The sequence below is a fragment of the Aeromonas sp. 1HA1 genome (genome assembly GCF_029237385.1).
In the GTDB taxonomy this organism is placed as follows: domain Bacteria; phylum Pseudomonadota; class Gammaproteobacteria; order Enterobacterales; family Aeromonadaceae; genus Aeromonas; species Aeromonas popoffii.
In genome coordinates this window covers 1-3,305 of sequence record NZ_JAACGC010000138.1, presented here as the reverse complement: position 1 = coordinate 3,305, position 3,305 = coordinate 1, and the positions used below count along the sequence as shown (strand labels likewise).

Below are 3,305 nucleotides of genomic sequence, written 5' to 3'. Positions count from 1 at the left end.
GACATGTATTGAATGTGATCGCAGACTGGCCGGTGAACCGGGTCAGTGAACTGCTGCCTTGGCGTGTTGCTCTACCTGCTGAATAGCCTGTCGCCCCTGTCAATACGGCCTTCGCTGGACGCTTACGTCTCAGGTGATCTCTTCTGTGCTGATTGATGTCATTATCGGTGTGATTTTGACCGGTGGTGCTGGCCTTGCTGCCCGTTATGGCGCCAAGGCGGCTTCAGCGGCCAAGAACAGCGATAGAGTGATGCGTCTGGTGACCTCGCTGGTCAATCTCTCCAAAAAGCACAATCTGGCGCAACATGCCCAAACGGCCAAGAAGGTGTTGATCGCCGGGTCTGCCAAGCTGAGTCCTGCCAAGAAGGCGGATCTCAAACTGGTAGATGGCAGCGCCAAAACACTGGTGGAAAAGGCGACAGCAGCCAAGCGCAAATTCCAGCCCCATTCCGAGCTTAAGCAGCTTAAAAAGACGCCAGATGCCTCGAAAACGGCGACAACACCGGTCAATAAACCCCATCAACCTGAAGCCAAAACCTGCAAGAACAACTGCCCTGTGTCCATGGTCACCGGCGAGGAGTTGCTGGCGCTGGAGGATGCCCATCTGCCGGGCATGTTGCCGTTTACCTTTGGTCGCCTCTATCGCACGTCAGCTGTTGAGCGTTCCTGTGGCATGGGGGCGGGGTGGAGTCATGCGCTGGCCCATCGGCTCGAACGTCACGGAGATAGCCTGACCTGGTGGGACCAAGAGTCTCTTGCTATCGAGTTGCCGATGCCTTCGGCAACCAGACCCATGATCACCAACCAGTTGTCAGAGGCGGCCGTTTATCTGGGGGATGAGCCTGACGAGGTGATAGTAGCCAAGGCGGGATCGCCCTTCCTGCATTTCACCTGGCATGGCAAGACAGGCCGTCTGACGGCCATGTCGGACCTTTATGGCAACCGGCTCACTATCCGTGCTGATGAGCAGGGGCGCCCCTGCTGGATAGAAAACGAGGGCGGTCTGGCTCTTCACATTGTCTATCAAAAGGCATATCTGACCGCTGTCGAATTGCAGCATTTTGATGGTATTAACTGGCAGCCAGAAGCGACCTTGCAACGTTATGACTATGACGATGCAGGGCACCTGGTGGTGGCTGAAAACGGGGCCGGTGAGTGCGAACGTTACCGCTATCGCCCTGATGGGGTGATCCTGGAGCGCCGACTGGCGGGCGGCGCAGGTTTTTTCTGGGAGTGGGAGCGGGAAGGGAAGCTGGCGCGCGCGGTTCGCCACTAGAGTGATGTTGCCCGTTTTGATGTCAGTTACACCTGGGATGATGACAAGGGTGAAGTGACGGTCAGCAATGCTGATGGCAGTCAGGAGGTGTACCAGCATGACAGCAACGCCCGGCTGATCCGTCAGCAAGATCCCGACGGTGCGGTCAGCGAGTTTGTCTATAACGACAAGGGTCAGAAAGTGCTGACCCGCGATGCGCTGGGGGGCGAAACCCGTTACCACTATGACGAAGCGGGCTTGCTGGAGCGCGAGATTGCTCCCGATGGCAGTCAGACCGCCTATCACTATTGGGATGGTCGGGTTCGCAAGGTGGTGCAGGGGGATCGTGAGTGGCGTTTTGAACGCAACGAGCAAGGGGATGTGATTGCAAGACGGGATCCCCTTGGCCGGGAGACTCGCTACAGCTATAACGCGCAAGGCAAGCTCAACACTGTTGTGCAACCCGATGGCAGCCGCATCGAACTGGGCTGGAACCGCCTTGGGCAGCTGATTGAGGAGAAGGGTGCCAACGGTGGTGTGACCCGCTGGCGCTATGACGAGCGGGGTCGCCAGATAGTACGGCGCGACCCGCGCGGCGCGATTACCCGTTATGAATGGAATGCGGCAGATCGCTTGCAAGCCGTGTATCTGCCTGGTGGTGGCATCCGCCGTTTCGAATATAACGCCTACGGCAAGGTGACGGCCGAGTGGGACGAGCTGGGCCGCGAGACCCGCTACGAATATCACCCCGGCCTGCATCTGGTGAGCCGCCGCATCAACCCGGACGGCAGTGAGCTTAAGTATCGCTACGACAATGCCAAGCTCTTCTTGAGCGAGATTGAGAACGAGCATGGCGAACAGCACCGCATTCACTACTTCCCCAATGGCCTGGTCGCGCGGGAAACCGGCTTTGATGGCCGCACCACCGCTTATCGCTACGACCTTAACGGCCACCTGAGCGAGAAGGTCGAGTTCGGCAAGCAGGAGACCGAGCTGGTCACCCGCTATGAGCGAGACCCCATGGGGCGGCTGCTGACAAAAACCTTGCCCGATGGCCGTGAAATCCAGTTCAGCTATGACCAGTACGGTCAGCTGACCCAGGTGGATGATGGCGCCTGGCCACTCACCTTTGAATACGATACTGCAGGCAATCTGCTGGCCGAGCATCAGGGCTGGGCTTCCAGCTATTTCAAGCATGATGCCATGGGGCGGCTGTCCCACTGGCAGCTGCCCGATGGTAACCAGCTGGCTTACCACTACCTGCATGGCGAGCTAAGCGGGATTGATCTGAACGGCGCCGAGCTGACTCGCCACCAGATGGTTGGAGGATTGGAGATGCGCCGCAGCCAGGGGGCGCTGACCCAGCAATACGAATATGACGAGCAGGGGCGCCTGACGGCGCTGCGACTGCAACGGGGCAGACAGGTCGCACGTGAGCGGCGTTACGGCTATGACCGCACCGGCAATCTGCTGCAGATCAATGACAGCGTGCAAGGGGAGCAGCACTACCGCTACGACCCGCTGGACCGCTTGCTGGAGGTGCGTGGTGAACTGACCGAGCGGTTCCTGCACGATCCGGCGGGCAACCTGTTGAGCCAGACGCTGGGTGGCCAGTTTGATGGGGCGCGCACCCAGGGTAACCGGCTGCTGTTGAGTGGCGATCGCCATTTTGAGTACGACGAATTTGGCCGATTGGCCATCGAGCGACGGGGTAAAGGCCAGTCACTGGTTACCCGCTATCACTACGACTGCCAGCATCAGCTAGTCAGGGCTGAACTGCCGGATGGCACCACGGCCAATTATGACTACGACGCCTTTGGCCGCCGTATTCGCAAGAGGGTGGGTAGAGTAAACGGCGAGCATGTCACCGAATTCTTGTGGCAGGCCAACAACCTGATTGCCGAAAACAGTTATCAATTTGGTGGGAGTTATGGTCATTTCTGGTGTACGGAGGGATAGAAGAGGTGGCGTATCCTGCTGATTGATTCCCGCGAAGAATCTCAATCAACAGAGGTGATACGCCATGACTAATTCTACCCTCAGAGCCCTG

General features: G+C 58.4%; 2 protein-coding genes. Both read left to right on the top strand.

The window, feature by feature from the left end; all coding sequences use genetic code 11:
* Positions 1-145 precede the first annotated feature (145 nt).
* Positions 146-1,276, top strand: a complete 1,131-nt coding sequence (locus GWQ22_RS21040) for a DUF6531 domain-containing protein (protein ID WP_275931567.1) — start codon at positions 146-148, stop codon at positions 1,274-1,276.
* A gap of 54 nt (positions 1,277-1,330) precedes the next feature.
* The gene (locus GWQ22_RS21035; protein WP_275931566.1) at positions 1,331-3,214 is read left to right on the top strand and encodes a hypothetical protein; all 1,884 of its coding nucleotides are present in this window, start codon (positions 1,331-1,333) and stop codon (positions 3,212-3,214) included.
* Positions 3,215-3,305: the final 91 nt, after the last annotated feature.